This is a genomic window from Chitinophaga sp. YR627 (assembly GCF_900114995.1).
Classification (GTDB): domain Bacteria; phylum Bacteroidota; class Bacteroidia; order Chitinophagales; family Chitinophagaceae; genus Chitinophaga.
The window spans coordinates 916,655-932,470 of the sequence record NZ_FOUX01000003.1; the positions used below are offsets into that span (position 1 = coordinate 916,655).

19 protein-coding genes are annotated in these 15,816 nt (G+C 45.3%); 12 read left to right on the top strand and 7 right to left on the bottom strand.

All coding sequences use genetic code 11. From position 1 onward, the window contains the following. Positions 1-3 precede the first annotated feature (3 nt). From BMZ72_RS19285 to gldA, 6 genes are all read right to left on the bottom strand, one after another. The gene (locus BMZ72_RS19285; protein ID WP_089811216.1) at positions 4-720 is read right to left on the bottom strand and encodes a YqjF family protein; all 717 of its coding nucleotides are present in this window, start codon (positions 718-720) and stop codon (positions 4-6) included. 9 nt (positions 721-729) lie between these two features. Beyond that, positions 730-1,377 (bottom strand): endonuclease III, encoded by a 648-nt coding sequence (nth, locus tag BMZ72_RS19290; RefSeq protein WP_089811218.1) that lies wholly within the window; start codon positions 1,375-1,377, stop codon positions 730-732. Between the two features lie 119 nt (positions 1,378-1,496). After that, complete coding sequence (locus tag BMZ72_RS36600) at positions 1,497-1,649, bottom strand: hypothetical protein (protein ID WP_177222843.1); 153 nt, start codon at positions 1,647-1,649, stop codon at positions 1,497-1,499. A gap of 228 nt (positions 1,650-1,877) precedes the next feature. Then, entirely contained in the window at positions 1,878-2,147 is a 270-nt protein-coding gene (locus BMZ72_RS19300; protein WP_255373239.1) for an FtsB family cell division protein, read from the bottom strand. Positions 2,148-2,330: 183 nt separating this feature from the next. Continuing rightward, positions 2,331-3,623, bottom strand: coding sequence for a phosphopyruvate hydratase (gene eno / locus BMZ72_RS19305; protein WP_012788836.1), 1,293 nt, complete (start codon positions 3,621-3,623; stop codon positions 2,331-2,333). 75 nt (positions 3,624-3,698) lie between these two features. After that, positions 3,699-4,610 carry a gliding motility-associated ABC transporter ATP-binding subunit GldA gene (gene gldA, locus BMZ72_RS19310; protein WP_089811224.1) on the bottom strand — a complete coding sequence of 304 codons (912 nt, stop codon included), beginning with the start codon at positions 4,608-4,610 and terminating at the stop codon, positions 3,699-3,701. Positions 4,611-4,927: 317 nt separating this feature from the next. Here gldA and BMZ72_RS19315 point away from each other — a divergent pair, with 317 nt between their 5' ends. From BMZ72_RS19315 to BMZ72_RS19370, 12 genes are all read left to right on the top strand, one after another. Beyond that, the gene (locus BMZ72_RS19315) at positions 4,928-5,503 is read left to right on the top strand and encodes a TerD family protein (RefSeq protein WP_089811226.1); all 576 of its coding nucleotides are present in this window, start codon (positions 4,928-4,930) and stop codon (positions 5,501-5,503) included. Between the two features lie 36 nt (positions 5,504-5,539). Next, entirely contained in the window at positions 5,540-6,208 is a 669-nt protein-coding gene (locus BMZ72_RS19320) for a TerD family protein (protein ID WP_089811228.1), read from the top strand. A 25-nt stretch (positions 6,209-6,233) separates the two neighbouring features. After that, the gene (locus BMZ72_RS19325; protein WP_089811230.1) at positions 6,234-6,872 is read left to right on the top strand and encodes a vWA domain-containing protein; all 639 of its coding nucleotides are present in this window, start codon (positions 6,234-6,236) and stop codon (positions 6,870-6,872) included. Between the two features lies 1 nt (position 6,873). Further along, complete coding sequence (locus BMZ72_RS19330; protein WP_089811232.1) at positions 6,874-7,584, top strand: HAD family hydrolase; 711 nt, start codon at positions 6,874-6,876, stop codon at positions 7,582-7,584. After that, positions 7,559-8,449 carry a phosphoribosyltransferase family protein gene (locus BMZ72_RS19335; RefSeq protein ID WP_089811604.1) on the top strand — a complete coding sequence of 297 codons (891 nt, stop codon included), beginning with the start codon at positions 7,559-7,561 and terminating at the stop codon, positions 8,447-8,449. The genes BMZ72_RS19330 and BMZ72_RS19335 overlap by 26 nt, the downstream gene beginning before the upstream one ends. Continuing rightward, positions 8,383-8,937, top strand: a complete 555-nt coding sequence (locus BMZ72_RS19340) for a TerD family protein (protein ID WP_012788843.1) — start codon at positions 8,383-8,385, stop codon at positions 8,935-8,937. Before BMZ72_RS19335 ends, BMZ72_RS19340 begins: the two co-directional genes overlap by 67 nt. Positions 8,938-9,125: 188 nt before the next feature. Continuing rightward, complete coding sequence (locus BMZ72_RS19345) at positions 9,126-9,761, top strand: vWA domain-containing protein (protein WP_012788844.1); 636 nt, start codon at positions 9,126-9,128, stop codon at positions 9,759-9,761. 80 nt (positions 9,762-9,841) lie between these two features. Continuing rightward, positions 9,842-10,093, top strand: coding sequence for a YggT family protein (locus BMZ72_RS19350; protein WP_089811234.1), 252 nt, complete (start codon positions 9,842-9,844; stop codon positions 10,091-10,093). Beyond that, a complete protein-coding gene (locus tag BMZ72_RS19355) occupies positions 10,090-11,148 on the top strand; it encodes a TerY-C metal binding domain-containing protein (protein WP_089811236.1) in 1,059 nt (352 codons plus the stop codon). The genes BMZ72_RS19350 and BMZ72_RS19355 overlap by 4 nt, the downstream gene beginning before the upstream one ends. Continuing rightward, on the top strand, positions 11,148-12,560 hold the full coding sequence (locus BMZ72_RS19360; RefSeq protein ID WP_089811238.1) for a PP2C family serine/threonine-protein phosphatase: 1,413 nt from the start codon (positions 11,148-11,150) through the stop codon (positions 12,558-12,560). The genes BMZ72_RS19355 and BMZ72_RS19360 overlap by 1 nt, the downstream gene beginning before the upstream one ends. Before the next feature lie 11 nt (positions 12,561-12,571). After that, the gene (locus BMZ72_RS19365) at positions 12,572-14,089 is read left to right on the top strand and encodes a helix-hairpin-helix domain-containing protein (RefSeq protein ID WP_089811240.1); all 1,518 of its coding nucleotides are present in this window, start codon (positions 12,572-12,574) and stop codon (positions 14,087-14,089) included. Between the two features lie 35 nt (positions 14,090-14,124). Then, the gene (locus BMZ72_RS19370; RefSeq protein ID WP_089811242.1) at positions 14,125-14,940 is read left to right on the top strand and encodes a TerC family protein; all 816 of its coding nucleotides are present in this window, start codon (positions 14,125-14,127) and stop codon (positions 14,938-14,940) included. Between the two features lie 90 nt (positions 14,941-15,030). Here BMZ72_RS19370 and BMZ72_RS19375 read toward each other — a convergent pair whose 3' ends face one another. After that, positions 15,031-15,765 carry a peptidase associated/transthyretin-like domain-containing protein gene (locus tag BMZ72_RS19375; protein ID WP_089811243.1) on the bottom strand — a complete coding sequence of 245 codons (735 nt, stop codon included), beginning with the start codon at positions 15,763-15,765 and terminating at the stop codon, positions 15,031-15,033. Between the last annotated feature and the right edge of the window lie 51 nt (positions 15,766-15,816).

Consider the following 15,816-nt stretch of genomic DNA (forward strand, 5'->3'; position numbering starts at 1 on the left):
GATTTACAGCAATTTTTTCGGCATGACACTGATATCGGAGCCTTCCGCCAGTAATGCGGATACCGGCGCCTGCTGTAACATCGGTACGAAAGCAGGTCCATATAGTGCTGATGTGTCACAACGATAACTGTAATCAATGATCCGGTGTGTGCGCCACTGTGGATGGCTGACCTGGTATTCTCCTGTACGGGCTGCGGCCATCTGCGTATACCCCCAGTAATGATCTGTAATAAATGCAGCCTCGCTATCGGGTGTGATCGGAAAGGCTTCTTTTTCAGCAGTCGCTTTTACAAAATTCCAGTCCTGTTTCACTTTCCATTCATAGCTAACCTGCAAGAGGTTATCAGGTGTGTGCTGCCATTGGTGGCGCATCGGGTGTGTGGCATATTTCTCTTTGTAGACCGTATTGGCGACAAAAGTGATCATATGTTTAGGAACGATCTCTTTCACGAATACGACGCCTCTTTTCCATATACCGTCTTCCTTGTAGCGTACATAAAAACGGAGATTGACCTCTTCAAAATCACGATGGAAAGGGAGGGAGAGTCCTTTTACGCGGGTATTTTGAAACAGGAAGCCTACCAGACTGACATACAGTGTATTGTTCCAGGTATCCAGTTCGGTATTATAAGGCACAAGTGGTTGCAGCACAGCGGGATCTGCCTCAAAGTTGATCATAAGGAGGTTACGCCAGGCTGCTGTCAGAAAGGGCTTTTCCATAGTAGTCAGTTAGTTTCCCCGGACGAGTGAGTGGTAATATTTACATACGGGTCTGAGTCCGCATTCTTCACATTTCGGGGAGCGGGCCACGCAGATATACCGGCCATGCAATATCAGCCAGTGGTGGGCGATATGCACTTTTTCCGTAGGAATATATTTAAGTAATTGCTTTTCTGTTTGCAGGGGAGTGGTGGCATTGGTCGTCAGACCGATACGTGCGGACACGCGGAAAACGTGTGTGTCAACAGCCATATTAGGCTGCTGGTGTACCACGGAAGTGATGACATTAGCCGTTTTACGGCCTACGCCTGGTAGTTTGACCAGTTGCTCGACGGTGGCAGGGATTTCTCCGTTAAAGTCTTCCACGACCATCTGGGCCATACCGATGAGGTGTTTGGTCTTATTGTTAGGATAGCTGATACTGCGGATCAGGGGAAACAGGTCATCAAATGTGGCGTGGCTGAGTGCCTCCACATCCGGATATGCCTGGAAGATAGCGGGGGTGGTCATATTGACACGTTTGTCGGTACATTGTGCCGACAGTATCACCGCTACCAGCAGTTGATAAGGATTGTCGTAAATGAGTTCTGTCTCCGCATTGGGAGCCTGTTCTTCGAAATACTTGAGTACGAAGGCAAAGCGCTCTTTCTTTGTCATATCTGTAAAGATAGGGCAAAGATCATATGCTGCAAATACACAGCATGTGTAGTGGTAGCGGGGCCTGTGTCCGTAATTATTTTTACGGGCGTGCGGCCAGTACCTTGATACTCATTAGGTTATTTCGAAGGCGTAGTTGCCTTTTTCGCATAGTCTGCGATAGCCTGTAATGTTTCTGGTCTGGGTGAGAAACGAATGGTATCGAGCGCTTTTCTGGTCTGATTAAGACACAGCTCCTCTTCACGGGATAATTCCGGGTCCTGATTAGTCATTGTCTTTAATTTATTGGCGCTATTAGTTACAGAATTTAAGGCAAAAAATGAGTGTGTAGAATTCCCCATGCAATATATTTTTAATACAATTGATTAGTTGCTAATATTATAACGGAGATTATGGATGAAGTATTGTCGGACTAAGTGAAATATTTCGAAACCAAAGATAACCAGCCTGCGCGAAACGGTGTACGGCAAAGGAATAAGTGGTAACGTGGGCCGGCATAGTTAGTTTTTCTCAGTGATAATGAACAGGTCTTCATTATCTCTTTTCATCAGGTATTTTTCACGTGCGAATTTCTCCAGCTTTTCGGGGCTGGACAGTAACTCCTGTTGTTCTTTTCTGGTCTTTTTGATCTCATCTATGAAGAAGGCTTTCTGGCCTTCCAGTTTATTTACTTCAGTCTGCAGTTCGTACTGGGAGAGGAAATTCTTGCTGTCGATGAATGCCAGCCATACAAAAAAGGCAGCTGCGGAAACGAAGTATTTGTTTCGCATGTAAGCTGGCAGTTTGATGGATTTTAAACCTGGCATAAAATAGTGTGACTAAGGACGATGTTAAAAAAAAGCCGGGTTTTGAAGTAAATCAAAACCCGGCGAATATGGACCACTAATTAAAATGTCGTCATCAAAGATCAGATCCCGAAATTCGACGTACGAGACTCAATCGAGCGTTGTTTCTTACTTCTTACCAAATTTAACGGATTTTCCCGGATAATATGCAACGTTGTCCAATTCTTCTTCGATACGGAGCAACTGGTTGTATTTAGCCATACGGTCAGTACGGGAAGCGGAACCGGTTTTGATCTGGCCACAGTTCAGTGCAACTGCCAGGTCAGCGATGGTAGTATCTTCAGTTTCGCCGGAACGGTGGCTCATGATAGAGGTAAAACCTGCTTTGTGCGCCATGTTCACTGCATCGATTGTTTCAGTTACAGTACCGATCTGGTTTACTTTGATCAGGATGCTGTTAGCGATGCTCTGGTCGATACCTGTTTTCAGACGTTTAACGTTAGTAACGAACAGGTCATCACCTACCAGCTGTACGGTAGCACCAACAGCTTCAGTCAGTTTTTTCCAGCCATCCCAGTCATCTTCAGCCATACCGTCTTCGATAGAAACGATTGGGTATTTTTTGCACCACTCAGCCCAGAAAGCAACCATTTCTTCGCTGCTGATCACTTTGCCGGAGCTTTTGTAGAATTTGTAAGTTTTATCAGCGTCATTGAACATTTCGCTGCTTGCTGCGTCCAGTGCGATAGCGATCTGCTCACCTGGTTTGTAACCAGCTGCTTCGATAGCTGCGATTACAGTTTCGATCGCTTCTTCGTTGCTCTGGATTTCAGGAGCGAAACCACCTTCGTCACCTACGTTAGTGCTGTAACCTTTCTTTTTCAGAACGGATTTCAGGTGATGGAACACCTCAACACCCCAGCGCAGACCTTCAGAGAAAGAAGATGCACCTACCGGAACGATCATGAATTCCTGGAAGTCGATTTTGTTATCAGCGTGCACACCACCATTGATGATGTTCATCAGCGGAATAGGCAGGGTTGTAGCGTTAACACCACCCAGGTAGCGGTACAGTGGCAGGTTAGCTTCGTCAGCAGCTGCTTTTGCAACGGCCATGCTCACAGCGAGGGTAGCGTTTGCACCCAGTTTACCTTTATTTTCAGTACCATCCAGCTCAATCAGGAATCTATCGATACCGGCCTGGTCTGTCACTTCCCATCCTACCAGTTCTTCTGCGATAATATCGTTCACGTTGTTTACTGCCTGGATAACACCTTTACCCATGTACACGGCTTTGTCATTATCACGCAGTTCAACTGCTTCGTGTTTACCAGTAGAAGCACCGGATGGAACGGCTGCACGGCCAAAGTGACCGTCTTCTGTGGTTACATCTACCTCTACAGTTGGATTGCCACGGCTATCAAGGATCTGCCTTGCATGGATTGATGAAATGGTACTCATTGTCGTTTAGTTGTTTTAATATGATAATGTGTAAGTTATCAGTTTCCCGGGTATATTGAGCATCCAGGGAACCCCCTACTTTGTCAATTCCCTGAAGATAGACTCCAGGCTTTGTGAATTGCTCTGCAAAGAAAGGATGTTCCGGTTACTTATCAAAGCAAATTGTAGCAGGTTTTTGCGCACATCTTCCAGATTGGCGGCAAATAGTTGCCAGGTACCGGCGTCCTGCTGTTTTACCCGTGTTACGCCTGGTATCTGCAACAGCTCGGCCTCTGTAGGAAGCGGTGCGCCGAAAGATACCTGGATATAACCATTTTGCTGGTCGCCTTGTTGCAGGTTCTGGAGGGAATCGTCCGCAATAATGTTGCCTTTGTTGATAATAATGACCCTGCTGCACATGGCTTCCACCTCCTGCATAATGTGTGTGCTGAGCATAATGGTCTTGGTTTTACCCAGTTCTATGATCAGGTCGCGCACATCTACCAGCTGGTTGGGATCGAAGCCGGAGGTCGGTTCATCCAGGATCAGCACTTCAGGATCGTGAATCAGTGCCTGGGCCAAACCAACACGCTGCTGGTAACCTTTGGACAACTGTCCGATCTTTTTTTTGCTTTCCGGCTGTAAGCCGGTCATAGCGATCACTTCGGAAATGCGTTTTTCCTTATTACTACCGAGTTTATGTACTTCAGCGATAAAGCTGAGGAACTCCCGGACGTACATGTCTTTATAGAGAGAATTGGCTTCCGGCAGGTAGCCGATACGCTGCCTGACTTCCATGGGATGCGTCACTACATCATAGCCGCATACGCTGGCATTACCGCCACTGGGGGGCAGGTAACCGGTGATCATCTTCATGGTAGTGCTCTTGCCGGCCCCGTTAGGACCCAGAAAACCCACTACTTCGCCTTTGTTCAGCGAGAAGGAAATATCATTGACTGCCCGTTGCTCTTCGTATACCTTGCTTAACTGTGTTACTGTGATTGACATTAGGTTTTCCACTTTGGCGGCCCTAAAGTATGAAAATCGAGTTAGAATAAAAACCGCTGATAATCGTCTACATGTTAAATAACTGTGTAAATGGGTGTTAAATGAGTCATACTACCGATTTAACTAAATATTTATGACTAAAATTGGCACGGAATATATAATTTTAAATATATTCACAAATTGTAACCTGATGCAGGGCAGCATGTTCTGATATATTCTGGTTATATTTATCACCTACATTGTATTGAATGCATGATCGCAACAGTTGTTAATCAATAATCACTATACATTTTAAACCCTGCAAACTTTAAGATTTCATGGCAATTAATTTATCGAAGGGACAAAAAATCGACATCGGGCTTTCCAAAATCAGCGTAGGTCTGGGTTGGAATCCAAATGAGGGGACGGGCAATGATTTTGATCTTGATGCATCCGCGTTTATGATTGATAATAACAGGTTAATTCCTGGAGAAGGTTACTTTGTATTCTACGGTAATACCACGTCACCGGACGACGCCCTGCTCCATACAGGTGATGATCCTACCGGTGGAAATAGTGCAGAAGGAGATGATGAAACCATCCGGGTAGATCTGTCCAAAGTAAATGCTGATATCAAAGAAATACTGTTTGTTGTCACCATCCATGATGCTGCTACACGCAGACAGAATTTCGGTCAGGTAAGAAACTCATATATCCGTATCGTTGATGATGCGAGTGGCGAGGAAATCGCTAAATATGAACTGGGTGAAGACTTCTCCGTAGAAACCGGTGTTGAATTCGGCCGCCTTTACCAGAGAGATGGCAAATGGCGCTTCGAGGCTTCCGGTATCGGATATAAAGAAGACCTGGCTTACTTCCTGGGCAAATACTACAAGGGACAAATCATCAAATAGTCTATTCTATCAACACACTATCGAAATAAAAATTTTATGGCAATTAATTTAGTTAAGGGACAAACCATTGACCTCCGCAAAAACGATAAAGGTGAAAGCTTTGATCTGTCAACAGTAACCATAGGTCTCGGTTGGGACGTACGTAAAAAAAGCGGTGGCTTTTTTGGCAAACTTTTAGGTGGTAAAGAAGAGGAATTTGACCTGGATGCTATCGCATTCCTGCTTGATAAAAATGGTAAAGTAGCTGACTTAGGCAAAACCGTACAGACAAACGACGGTCGTAACCTGAGCCTTTACCAGGGAGATGTGATCTTCTTTAACAGCCAGCGTCACCCGTCAGGCAATATCTGGCTGACAGGCGATAACCGTACCGGTGCAGGCGATGGTGATGATGAGCAGATCATCGTAAAACTGGATAGCCTGGACGCGAAATATGAGAAAATCCTTTTCGTAGTATCTATCTATCAGGGTCGTCAGCGTAACCAGCACTTCGGTGGTATCGAAAACGCTTTCATCCGTGCAGTAGACAACAGCGGAAAAGAGATCGCTAAATTTAACCTCTCCGGAGATGCATCATATACCAACATGTGCTCACTGGTATTTGCAGAAGTATACCGTAACAATGGTACCTGGAAATTCAGAGCACTGGGAGATCCTCAGCCAGCTGATAGCTTCGTGGAAATCCTGCGGAACTATGTTTATTAATTAACCCTTTCTATAAGAGTCATTCATGAGAAGATTACCGGTTTATTTAGTGTTGGATACCTCTGGCTCTATGAGCGGTGAGCCCATAGAAGCTGTGAAAAATGGTGTGCAGGTACTGATCTCTACCCTGAGACAGGATCCGTATGCCCTGGAAACTGCATTCCTCAGCCTGATCACTTTTGACAGTGATGCGCGCCAGCTGGTGCCACTTACAGATCTGTCCTCTTTCCAGATGCCTGAATTAAAGGCTTCAGGCGGTACCTCTCTGGGTTCTGCACTGCAACTGGTGGCTGACAGTATCAACAGGGAAGTAGCGAAATCTACGCCTGACGTAAAAGGTGACTGGAAACCGCTGGTTTTCCTGATGACAGATGGTATTCCAACCGATACGTGGCAGAACGGATTGAATGCCTTTCAGAATACCAAAATAGGTATTACAGTAGCCTGTGCCGCTGGCAATGGCGCTGATGTGAACCTGTTGAAGCAGATCACCAATACCGTTGTTTCACTCGATACGGCAGATGCCGCTACAATCAAAGCCTTCTTCAAATGGGTGTCTGCTTCCGTAAGCACCGGCAGCCAGAAAGTAGAAAGCGGCGATAAAGAAGTAGCCGGCCTGAATGAATTGCCACCACCTCCACCGGAAGTGAATATCGTCGTGTAACATGGGAAAAATCAGGCACGTATCTTTCGATCTGTGGATGACGCTGATCCGTTCGCATCCTTCCTTCAAAACGAAGCGTGCAGCCCTGTTCCGCTCTTTCTTTTCCCTGGAGGCATTTGCGCCGGAAAAGGTAGAAGCCGTATTCAGGGAAACAGATGTGCTCATCAACAACATGAACGAAATTACCGGACGTAATGTGCATACATTCGAAATGTATCTGTTATGTCTGCACCTGTTGGGAATAGATATTAAAAGTGTACACCCGGACAAACTGGAGGAATTCTACAGTTTGTCCGAGGCACTTTTCTTTCAGTATGCTCCATTGCATTTGTATGAGGACACAACAACGTTGTTAGCCGCTTTGCAGGAACAGGGCATTACAACCAACCTGCTGAGCAACACGGGATTTATTCAGGGTCGTACATTACGTAAACTAATGGCAGAATGGGGATGGGACGCCCTTTTTGCATTTCAGTTGTATTCAGATGAAACCGGCTATTCAAAACCGGATGCGCAAATGTTCAACCGGATGCTGGACAAAGCTGCTTCTCTGCATACAGACCTTTTATCCACGGAGGTATGGCATCTGGGTGATAACCAGCTTGCCGATGTTCAGGGTGCACAACGTTTGGGTATAACTGCAACACTGACTGACATTGTCCATAACCCCTTAAACAAGTTGTTAAATGAAAGATGTTTATGCCTTACATAACATTGTAGATGCTGCTCAATTCCCGTTTGATCCTGCAGCTTACAGCTGCTTCAAATTTGGGGACGGAGCTGTTGCGGAGGCATTCGGTACTGCACTGGCTACCGGTTTCATTGCTACTTACGAAGACAGGTTGTCAGAGAATGAACAGCTGGTCGTGTTACCCAGCCCATATACTACTATCCCCACCGCTTCCTATCATATGACCACAGCATTTGTAAAAATGCTGAACCGCCATTTGTGTATGAGGGGATACAACCCGGCAGAAACCGCCAAGATTCATCGCTATAAAACTTATAGCATTGATTACGGCGCGCTGGATATGGAAAGCAGGAAAGCACTGATCATCAATGACAGATACCATCTGGATAAGGAGTTCCTTGCTGGTAAAACACTGATCTTTACGGACGATATCCGTATAACGGGTAGCCATGAACTGATCATCCGGAATCTGCTGAAGAAATTCGGGCTGAGCAACGATGCTTATTACCTGTACTATGCACAGTTGCAGAACCAGGATATTCATCCCAACATAGAAAATAAGTTAAACTACTATAGTGTACATTCCCTGCAGAGTCTTGAAGCCGTAATCGGATCACCTTCCTTCTGCTTCAATACACGAGTGGTGAAATACATACTCAATGCGCCCTTCGCTGAGTATGAAAAATTGCTGATGAAACAAACGCATGCGTTCCTCCAGGAACTGGCGGATTGCTGCATTGGTAATAATTATCACCAGATGGAAGAGTACAGGAACAACGCAAACTTTTTATTTGATCATCTTCAAAAAATCATACCATCATGGCAATCAATCTGCAAAAAGGAGAAAGAGCCAATATTGAGTTACCAAAATTCACTATTGGCTTAGGATGGGATATTAATGAATCTCATACAGGCGGCGAATGCGACCTGGATGCTTCTGTATTTCTTTTAGGAGAAAACAGAAAGATCATATCAGATCCATACTTCGTGTTTTATAATAACCTGGAATCTCCTGATGGCGCTGTAAAACATTCCGGTGATAACCGTACCGGTGCTGGTGATGGCGATGATGAAACCATCCACGTAGACCTGTCTGTTATCAATCCTGCTGTAAAGGAGATCTGTGTGGTTGTTACCATCCATGAAGCAGCTGCACGTAAGCAGAACTTTGGTCAGATCCGTAATTCATTTATACGCATCTATGATGCTGCGAAAAATGTTGAGCTGGTGAAATATGAACTGGGAGAAGATTTCTCTATCGAGACTTCCGTTGAATTCGGCCGTATCTATAAACGCGAGAACCAATGGCGTTTTGAAGCGGTAGGTATCGGACAGAGCGGTGGACTGGAACAGTTCCTTTCAAAGTACGCCTGATTCAATTAAGAATTAAAAATGGATAATTGATATTTAAGAATTATCAGGTGATAATAGTCTGTATCTCTAAAGAATAGATTCATTATTCATCTGATAATTCCTGATCCTTCAGTAACAGCAACCCAATGCTTAATTTTTAATTCTTAATTTATAACTACTAATTACAGACCCGATATTATTATAAGAGTATGAGACGTCTTCCGGTATACCTGTTGCTTGACACTTCCGGCTCCATGCGCGGCGAACGTATTGAAGCTGTAAAAAACGGCCTGCAGGTATTGGTGTCAAAATTAAGACAGGACCCCTTTGCCCTGGAGTCAGTGTGGATCAGTATCATTACGTTTGATCGTGAAGTGAAACAGCTGCTGCCACTGACTGCTTTGGAGTCATTACAGTTACCTGAGATCACAACGCCCGAATCAGGCCCAACCAATATGGGCGCAGCGCTTGAAATGCTGTGTTCCAAACTGGATGCGGAAGTTGCAAAGGGTAGCGATACGCAGAAAGGCGACTGGCGCCCCTTACTTTTTTTAATGACGGATGGTAAGCCTTCCGACCTGGCGGCTTTCCGTGAAGTCGTTCCTAAAGTAAAAAGTAAAAATCTTGCTGCACTGGTGGCCTGTGCCGCCGGGGCAGAAGCACAGGACAGTTTCCTGAAAGAACTGACGGATAATGTTGTACACCTTGACACGGCAGATAGTTCAACGCTGATGTCCTTCTTTAAGTGGGTATCAGCATCTATCGGTACCGGCAATAAGAGTGTGGGTACGACAGAAGAAATACAACTGCCACCACCACCGGCGGAAGTACATGTGATTATCTAAACAAATATAGCAGCAATCGCTATATAACATAACCATGGCTCATGCAGGTACAGCCGGCATGACATTAAAGAACTATACCAATGTTTTTATTATATCTGATCGTTAATATCCTGATAGTAGGACTCTTCTTATATTCCAAACTGCTGCCTTATGAGGAGCGCTTAACCGGCTCCTATAAGCAGGCATTCAGCTTTTTCAAAAGTATCTTCAAACCCGTACTGAGCTTATTCAGTGGTATCAAACCGTTTCAGGTAGGTACAGGATTGTCTGTGGATATGACGCAGATCATCTTACTGATCATCCTGCTCGTACTTAATTATTTCTGTCTATGAGAAGGTTACCCATTTATTTTCTGATAGATGTCTCTGAGTCTATGGTAGGGGAACAAATTCAGTTTGTTGAGGAAGGACTTGCAGCGATCATAAAAGAGTTGAAATCCGATCCATATGCGCTGGAAACTGCATGGGTATCTATCATCGTTTTTGCCGGTCAGGCAAAAACAATAGTACCATTGCAGGAAGTGATCAGCTTCTATCCGCCGAAATTTCCAATTGGCGCAGGCACCTCCCTCAGTAATGGCCTGGGACACCTGATGTATGAAATGCGTAAGAATACTATACAGACCACCGCTACACAGAAAGGTGACTGGAAACCGATCGTATTCCTTTTCACAGATGGTACGCCTACAGACGACACAAGCGCTGCTGTTCGTGAATGGAAGCAGAACTGGCAGAATAAATCTAATCTGATAGCAATCTCCTTTGGAGAAGAAAATAACCTGAGTGCCCTGAAAGAACTTACAGAGACCGTATTATTGTTTAAAAATGCAACCCCACAGTCTTATAAGGAGTTCTTCAGATGGGTTACCGCTTCCATCAAATCCAGCAGCGTGAGCGTCAGCAATAACGGTTCAGGTATAGAACTGGCCAAGCTGAGCGATGGCGTGATAGAAAAGGTGGATGTTGATAAACTACCACCGGTGAAGCCCGGATTCGTAGATACAAACTACGCCATCTTCGCCGCCAAATGTCAGAACACAGGTAAGCCTTATCTCATCAAGTATAAGAAAGGATTACGTCCTGTAAATATCAGCGGACTCGATATGCAGTCAATGGGATACCGCCTCAACGGTGCATTTCCTGTAGATAATGTGTATTTTGAATTGTCTGCCGAAGGTGGGGTGCTCAACAGCAAGGTAAGCACTGATGAACTGGAAGGATTTCCTACCTGTCCATGCTGTGGTAATCAGTATGGTTTCAGTGTCTGTTCCTGTGGAAAGGTACATTGTGTAGGACAGGAAGAAGTAAGTACCTGTTCCTGGTGTGGTAAACAAGGCAAATACGGCTTTGGAGACGGACACCTGGATATTAACAGAACTCAGGGATAATGACGAAACACGATCAGTCTTTTATAGAATCATTGCTGAGGCATAAAGGCAATACTGTAAGGGAAAACCAGCAGGCATTGTTCGAGAAGTTTATACAGGAAGAACATATCCTTCAGGCCGTGCAGATGATTATAAAATCTCAAAACGATATAGTGGAATCCTGGAAAGAAAGATCAATGATCGACGATATCCTGCAGAAGCATATTACATTGCCCAATGGCAGGGTAAACAAAGCATACAATTTCACATTTGATCCTGCAGCATTGGGATTACAGGAAATGGGAGACTTTGACTGGAGCATACCACCGGAACTGGGTATTGCTTTCGATGAAGCGACCAATACGATTTCCGGTATACCAAAACAGCAGGGCGAATTTATTTTGTCACTGCTGTTCCGTTTGAAGCATCATCCGGCTGACAGAGCATTCTCCGAAAAGAAAATACATCTTGTTGTTAACCCGGACCCGAAATCATTGTGGCAGTATCTGCCTTCCGATAAGGAAGATAAATACTGGCAGCCTGACCAGGATGCAGTAACGTTGCCTTTTGGTGACCGCAAACTGGTGATTGCTTCAAAGAGAGGACGTAGTCATGCGCATGAAGGTAAATTCAGAGATGATAGCTTTGGATGCGATTTTAATACGGAGAAAGGATGGGGGATCATAACAGTAGCTGATGGTGCCGGTTCTGCGAAATACAGCCGTAAAGGGGCTAAGATAGCCTGTAATGCGGCCGTGACCAGTTTCCAGGAACTACTTGCCAGCGACAGGATCACTGTGCTGGAAGAAGCCCTTGCTGCTTATCTGGGTGATCCTAATGAAGACAACCAGAAAAAAGTGAGTGTACAGTTTATCGAGCAACTTGGTAAGCTGGCCTTTATCGCCCAGGGAAAGATCAAACAGGAAGCCCAGGACAACGGAGCGGAAGTGAAAGATTATGCCACGACCCTTATTTTTGCCCTGGTGAAAAAATATGCAGCTGGTTATGTGATCAGCTCCTTCTGGGTAGGAGATGGTGGTATCGGCATTTACCAGGACACTACAGGCGAGGCTTTTGTCATGGGTACGCCTGATAGTGGTGAATTTGCCGGACAGACACGTTTCCTGACGATGTCTGATATTTTCGCAAACGGTGCTTATGTGAACCGTATCCGCTTCAAAGTAGTACCTGATTTCACAGCATTACTGCTGATGACGGACGGTATTACTGATCCTAAGTTCCAGACGGACGCCAATCTTCAGAAAAATGAGGTCTGGCGTGAACTGTGGAAGGATCTGAACGGCACTAATGAAGATGGTGCGAAAGTAAACTTTGCCGGTTCACCCGCAGAGGTACAGGAATGCCTGCTTAGTTGGCTGGATTTCTGGTCTCCGGGCAATCATGACGATCGTACCATTGCTATTTTATACTGATAAGGGATTACATGAGCAACATTATCACAGTAACAGCGCAGGACGGGAAAACCTATCAATATGTTGATAACGGTGATCCTATGCAGGGAGGAATGAAGGACGTGTACTTTTCTCCGGATAAGTCATATGTCGTGGCATTCTTCCGGGATAAACAGGACTTCAATTCCAAAGAACGACTCAACAATATTGTCAACGTTTTCAGAGACAGGATCTTCAATCAGCCGGGAGGCGAATACTGGAAAGACCTGTTCTGCTGGCCAAATAATATTGTAGAACGTGATGGAAAGACCGGCATTATCGTGCCGGTGTATCAGCAGAAATTCTTCTTTACCACAGGATATAATGCCGGCGCCGCCCAGATGGTTTCCATCGCGGGAAAGGAAAAAGAAGGCCGCTGGTTTGCCTCTCCGCAGTTCAGGAGCCGTCAGTTCAAACTGCACCTGGACCCGAGCGAACTGGGGGACTGGTTCAAATTCTTCCTTATCAATATCAAGATCGCACGTGCGGTAAGACGTATGCATGCTGCCGGACTGGCGCATTCTGATCTTTCCTATAAGAACGTGCTGATAGATCCCCGTACAGGGAGTGCGACGATCATTGATATCGACGGACTGGTAGTACCAGGTAAATTTCCTCCTGACGTGATCGGTACGCCTGATTTCATCGCTCCGGAGGTAATGGCCACCAAGCATCTTCCAAAAGAAGATCCGGCCCGTAAACTGCCTAGTATTGCGACTGACAGGCATGCCCTGGCAGTCATGATCTATATGTACCTGCTGTATCGTCATCCGCTGCGTGGTGGAAAGATCCATGATACGGATGCGCAGAAGGACGAAGAACTGTCTATGGGCGCCAGGGCTCTCTTTATAGAACATCCTACAGATGCCTCCAACCGGCCGCGTCTGGATCAGGTAAAACCAACACATCTGCCCTGGGCAGACGTGAGTAAAGTGCCATATACCATTTGTGGCCCGTACCTGAAGGAACTGTTCGATAAGGCTTTCATCGATGGTCTGCATAATCCATCCCTGCGCCCTACGGCGGACGAGTGGGAGCAGGCGCTGATCAAAACGGTAGACCTGCTGCAACCTTGCCAGAATAAGAACTGTGACCAGAAGTGGTTCGTATTTGACAATACGACCAGTCCCTGCTGTCCACATTGTAATACACCCTATCGCGGACAATTACCTGTGCTTAATTTGTATTGGTCGAGAAAACCGGGTAGCTTTACGCCCGAAAATCACCGGTTAATGGTTTATCATAACCAGTATTTGTATCCCTGGCATGTGAATAGAAACATTTATCCGAACGAAAGACTAACAGATCAGCAGAAAAAACCGGTGGGATATTTTGTATTTCATAATAATAAGTGGCAACTTGTCAATCAAACGCTTACATCATTGAAAGACGTTACCGAAGGAAAAGATATTCCGGTGAATTCTATGGTGGAGCTAACAGACAATAAACAGCTGCTGCTGTCTCAGGAAGAAGGGGGACGGCTTGTTGTGGTACAACTCGTAAACAATTAGTCTATCAACGAAAAACAAGAAAATAACAAACAACTATGCAAATCGCTGAAATGTTCCAGCAGATCATGGATAACCCGATCCCGGCGTTACTGATCGTTGGAAACCTGATTATTATTGAAAGCCTCTTGTCGGTGGATAATGCGGCTGTACTGGCTACAATGGTAATGGACCTGCCTAAGGATCAACGTAACAGAGCCCTGAAATACGGTATTATAGGAGCTTACGTGTTCCGTGGTATCTGTCTGCTGTTTGCGTCTCTCCTCATTAAAGTATGGTGGCTGAAGCCGATCGGTGGTCTTTATCTCCTGTACCTGACCTTTGACTATTTTAAGAAGAAAGCGGAGAAATCCCGGGCTGAAAAAGCTGGTGTTGTAGAAGAGGAAGCTGAGGAAATTGACAAAAGCCAGAACTGGTTATATAAATCTACTATTGGCTGGATGGGTCAGTTCTGGGCTACAGTGGCACTGGTAGAAATTATGGACCTCGCGTTCTCTATTGATAACGTATTTGCAGCAGTTGCATTCAGCGATAATATCGTACTGATCTGGACCGGTGTATTTATCGGTATCCTGGCCATGCGTTTTGTAGCACAGGGTTTCGTACGCCTGATGGAAAAATATCCTTTCCTCGAAACAGCCGCATTCCTGGTAATCGGTGTACTGGGTATCAAACTGATGCTGGCTATTTACGAACATTTCTTCCCGGAAACAGCAGCTTCCAAATTCCTGGAAAGCCATGAGGCTGACTGGGCTACTTCTATCATCACAGTGTCTATCTTCCTGATTCCTATCATCACAAGTGCACTGTTCAACTACCCTAAAAAACATAAGGTAGAACCAAAAGCTGAATAGTATTTAACAGATACACCCAACAGCAACATATTAAAAAGGACCAGCCTATCGCTGGTCCTTTTGCTTTGATAACAAGTGCTCACCCGTTACTTAAGCAGAAATGTAGATAGTATGCGTCAGATCATACCCCCCTGTGGTTGTGTTGGCAGTCAGCGTTGCCAGTTCATTGTCCAGTGAATCCATAATAATATTGTCCTGCGCATTGGTCATAGAATTCTGTCCATGTGCACTGTATAATGAGGTCTTATAAACTGCTGTGTTGATGGCATCCGGGAAAGCGATCTGCGTGGTCAGTTTCAGCGAACTATCCACATAGATCTGTGCATGTATGTGTGTGACACGACCTGTATACCATCCCGGATAAACAGAGGTGAATTTTACTTGTCCGTTACTATCGCTATATTGTAAACCTCTGCAGAATACCAGTGCGCTGTTGTCCTGTGTACCCAGATAGCCGGTATTACTGTAACCGGAATAATACCCATCCTTATCACAATGCCAGATATCCACGCGCGCATTGTTAACCACATTACAACTGTCCTTCACATTACGCACAGTGATGGTAATGCTCAGCGGCAGTCCTGTTTTACCATCTGTAATATCCACACGTTGAATGGATGAACCTCTGCTTTTATACAGCGGATATGGTCCATCAGTTTCTGTATCTGTTACAGTACAGGAGCCCCCTTCCGTATCTGTGCCGGTAGTTGTATCAGTATCCGTACTGGTCGTATCGTTATCTTTTCCGCACGCGTTCAGCATTGGTACGATGGAAGCGAGGCCCAGTATACCCATCCCGTTTCTGAGAAAATCTTTTCTTTCCATTGTGAGTTGGTTTAGTCAGTGATATAACTGCGTTACCCAGGCAAATATTTC

Bases quoted from the DNA above. Each gene is read 5' to 3' on its own strand.
- BMZ72_RS19355 (WP_089811236.1), top strand. From the start codon at position 10,090: ATGAGAAGGTTACCCATTTATTTTCTGATAGATGTCTCTGAGTCTATG.
- BMZ72_RS19325 (WP_089811230.1), top strand. From the start codon at position 6,234: ATGAGAAGATTACCGGTTTATTTAGTGTTGGATACCTCTGGCTCTATG.
- BMZ72_RS19350 (WP_089811234.1), top strand. From the start codon at position 9,842: ATGTTTTTATTATATCTGATCGTTAATATCCTGATAGTAGGACTCTTC.
- gldA (WP_089811224.1), bottom strand. From the start codon at position 4,610: ATGTCAATCACAGTAACACAGTTAAGCAAGGTATACGAAGAGCAACGG.
- eno (WP_012788836.1), bottom strand. From the start codon at position 3,623: ATGAGTACCATTTCATCAATCCATGCAAGGCAGATCCTTGATAGCCGT.
- nth (WP_089811218.1), bottom strand. From the start codon at position 1,377: ATGACAAAGAAAGAGCGCTTTGCCTTCGTACTCAAGTATTTCGAAGAA.
- BMZ72_RS19365 (WP_089811240.1), top strand. From the start codon at position 12,572: ATGAGCAACATTATCACAGTAACAGCGCAGGACGGGAAAACCTATCAA.
- BMZ72_RS36600 (WP_177222843.1), bottom strand. From the start codon at position 1,649: ATGACTAATCAGGACCCGGAATTATCCCGTGAAGAGGAGCTGTGTCTT.
- BMZ72_RS19315 (WP_089811226.1), top strand. From the start codon at position 4,928: ATGGCAATTAATTTATCGAAGGGACAAAAAATCGACATCGGGCTTTCC.
- BMZ72_RS19335 (WP_089811604.1), top strand. From the start codon at position 7,559: ATGAAAGATGTTTATGCCTTACATAACATTGTAGATGCTGCTCAATTC.
- BMZ72_RS19330 (WP_089811232.1), top strand. From the start codon at position 6,874: ATGGGAAAAATCAGGCACGTATCTTTCGATCTGTGGATGACGCTGATC.
- BMZ72_RS19300 (WP_255373239.1), bottom strand. From the start codon at position 2,147: ATGCGAAACAAATACTTCGTTTCCGCAGCTGCCTTTTTTGTATGGCTG.
- BMZ72_RS19320 (WP_089811228.1), top strand. From the start codon at position 5,540: ATGGCAATTAATTTAGTTAAGGGACAAACCATTGACCTCCGCAAAAAC.
- BMZ72_RS19345 (WP_012788844.1), top strand. From the start codon at position 9,126: ATGAGACGTCTTCCGGTATACCTGTTGCTTGACACTTCCGGCTCCATG.
- BMZ72_RS19370 (WP_089811242.1), top strand. From the start codon at position 14,125: ATGCAAATCGCTGAAATGTTCCAGCAGATCATGGATAACCCGATCCCG.
- BMZ72_RS19285 (WP_089811216.1), bottom strand. From the start codon at position 720: ATGGAAAAGCCCTTTCTGACAGCAGCCTGGCGTAACCTCCTTATGATC.
- BMZ72_RS19360 (WP_089811238.1), top strand. From the start codon at position 11,148: ATGACGAAACACGATCAGTCTTTTATAGAATCATTGCTGAGGCATAAA.
- BMZ72_RS19375 (WP_089811243.1), bottom strand. From the start codon at position 15,765: ATGGAAAGAAAAGATTTTCTCAGAAACGGGATGGGTATACTGGGCCTC.
- BMZ72_RS19340 (WP_012788843.1), top strand. From the start codon at position 8,383: ATGGCAATCAATCTGCAAAAAGGAGAAAGAGCCAATATTGAGTTACCA.